General features: G+C 63.4%; 3 protein-coding genes. All 3 read right to left on the reverse strand.

Annotated elements, in window-relative coordinates; translation table 11 throughout:
- Nucleotides 1-35 precede the first annotated feature (35 nt).
- Complete coding sequence (locus tag SGCZBJ_RS14415; RefSeq protein ID WP_101718692.1) at nt 36-482, reverse strand: hypothetical protein; 447 nt, start codon at nt 480-482, stop codon at nt 36-38.
- A gap of 148 nt (nt 483-630) precedes the next feature.
- A complete protein-coding gene (locus SGCZBJ_RS14420; RefSeq protein ID WP_101718693.1) occupies nt 631-1,506 on the reverse strand; it encodes a hypothetical protein in 876 nt (291 codons plus the stop codon).
- A gap of 6 nt (nt 1,507-1,512) precedes the next feature.
- Nucleotides 1,513-1,896 (reverse strand): hypothetical protein, encoded by a 384-nt coding sequence (locus SGCZBJ_RS14425; protein WP_101718694.1) that lies wholly within the window; start codon nt 1,894-1,896, stop codon nt 1,513-1,515.
- Nucleotides 1,897-1,976 lie beyond the last annotated feature (80 nt).

Genomic DNA, 1,976 nt, shown 5'->3' on the forward strand with positions numbered 1-1,976 from the left:
AGGCGACATTCAGGCGCTGCCCCCAGACCGACCTATCAGCCTGGCTTGATCAAGAGGAAGGCACCGGCGAAGCAAATGGCCAGCGCTAAGCCGATCCAGAGCACCCGCATCTTGAACCGGTGCAGCACTGGGTAGGATTCGTCATGCTTCTTGCTGACCGCAGCGAAAATCACGACTGCTTCCGGCGGATCGTCGTCAAACATCGCTGCAAGACATGCGTCTGACCGTACCATCTCTAACCGCAGTTTCTCATGAAGCTTCGAGGCAAGTAGAACGCCGAAGAGGCCCAGGCCAAGGATCGCCCAACCAGCCGTCTGCTGATCTACGTGATTGTCCTTGGTGACGGCGATCAAGCCCGCGGTGGCTACGCCGAGCGTGCTCAAGGCGCCGGTGCGCAGTGTCTCGATGTGGCGCGCTTGTGATCGGTGCTCGAGATAGACCTTCTCAAGGATTGACCGACGTTTCTCAGCGTCAATGGCCACAAGCGCCTCCACAAGCTCTCAACTTAAGAGTGCAGCTAACTTGAAGAACAATCAAAGGAAATGAAACCACGAGCTCACGAGTCAAAAGCGCCAGTTGCGCACGCTGACGCACTTCTAGAAAGGAGACGTTCCGACAACCGGAGCTCGCTCAGAAGGCGGTGCGCGGCGCGGGTCCGGCGGGCGCGGGTGCAGGCTCCTTCGTCGGCCGACACGCTCCCGTGGCTTGGCGAGCCTGAATGTATGGCGCGACCTTGGGCGTCGCCAGCAGGGTCTCGAACTTAAAGCCAGCCGACCGGCGGTCGATGTCCAGTTCGTTCGACTCTTCGGCTCCCGGCGTCAGCTCGTAGCTGTCCTTGAGCCAGATGCGGGTCGGCGTGATCGAACAGAACTGCCCGCTGCGGCTGTTTTCCACGCAAGGGTGCTGAATCCAGGAAGACGCCGACCGCTTCCAGATCGAGACCTGCCCCCCGGCGATCTTCACCAGAACGCTCTGTGCGGTCTCGTACCGCTGGGTCAAGGAACTGAACTGGCCGGCGGCGGCCGTGCATTCCAGGATCAGCGGCCGTTCGGGCGAGCCGTCGCCCGGGGGATCGGTTCGCGGAACGGATGCGCCTTCGATATTGGCGACCCGCGCACCGCCAGGCAGGAGGGTCGTCATGACGGCACGGGGGGCGTCCCTGTTGAACCGCCTGTCCCGAACGGCGATCATTTCCGCCGCCGTAGCGCGAGACGAGCAGGACGAGACGCCCGCCTCGCCGCCATAGGCGCCGACCACGGCCGCCGCGAAGGCCGCCTTGTCGGCCTCGTCGCCCGGCCGCCCCACGAAGATGGGCGAGTAGTAGTATGAATGGTCGATTTTTCCGGGCTGGGGCTTCAAGGTCGCCCAGCAATAGGCGTACTGGCTCCCCGGCGGGCTGCTCGCAGGCTGGGCCGCCGGGGGCTGGGCGCCGGCTCCGCCGCCAAGGGCGCCGGCGATCGCCAGACCGATCGAAAGCCGCATGCCCAGAGGATTGACGCCATTCATCGGGGACTACCGCTCGATGCTGATCTGGACGCCGTAGGGCTCGACCTGGCTAGCGCCCTTGCCCTTGCAGGCGGACTCGGACGGGAAGGCGTATTCGCCACGGGCCGGAGCCGTTGCACGCTCGCCCAGGGCTTCGGTGAAGCCGACGGGCGTGCCGTCGCGGACACATCGATAGACCTTGTTCTGGCCGGCGCCGATAGAACAGCTGACGGCGTCGCCCGTCTTGTTCACGCATTTCCACGAGACCCGCGCCTCATCGGGATTGATACGCACGGCGTAATAGACCTCGATCCCGCTGACCTCCTTGTAGAAATACCACTGGGAGGATTGCGCCATGGCCGCCGAGGCGCTCAGGGCCATGATCGAAGCGATGACCAGTCGTGCGAGCATTCGCTCCCCCCAATTTTATCGACCGTGGATATCAGACCGAGTTCTTCCAAAGCGCGGCCTTGGAGTCTAGGTTTCCTGTT

Origin of the sequence: Caulobacter zeae, assembly GCF_002858925.1 — a bacterium.
GTDB lineage: Bacteria > Pseudomonadota > Alphaproteobacteria > Caulobacterales > Caulobacteraceae > Caulobacter > Caulobacter zeae.

Coding starts and splice junctions, on each gene's coding strand:
- SGCZBJ_RS14420 (WP_101718693.1), bottom strand. CDS start 1,506: ATGAATGGCGTCAATCCTCTGGGCATGCGGCTTTCGATCGGTCTGGCG.
- SGCZBJ_RS14425 (WP_101718694.1), bottom strand. CDS start 1,896: ATGCTCGCACGACTGGTCATCGCTTCGATCATGGCCCTGAGCGCCTCG.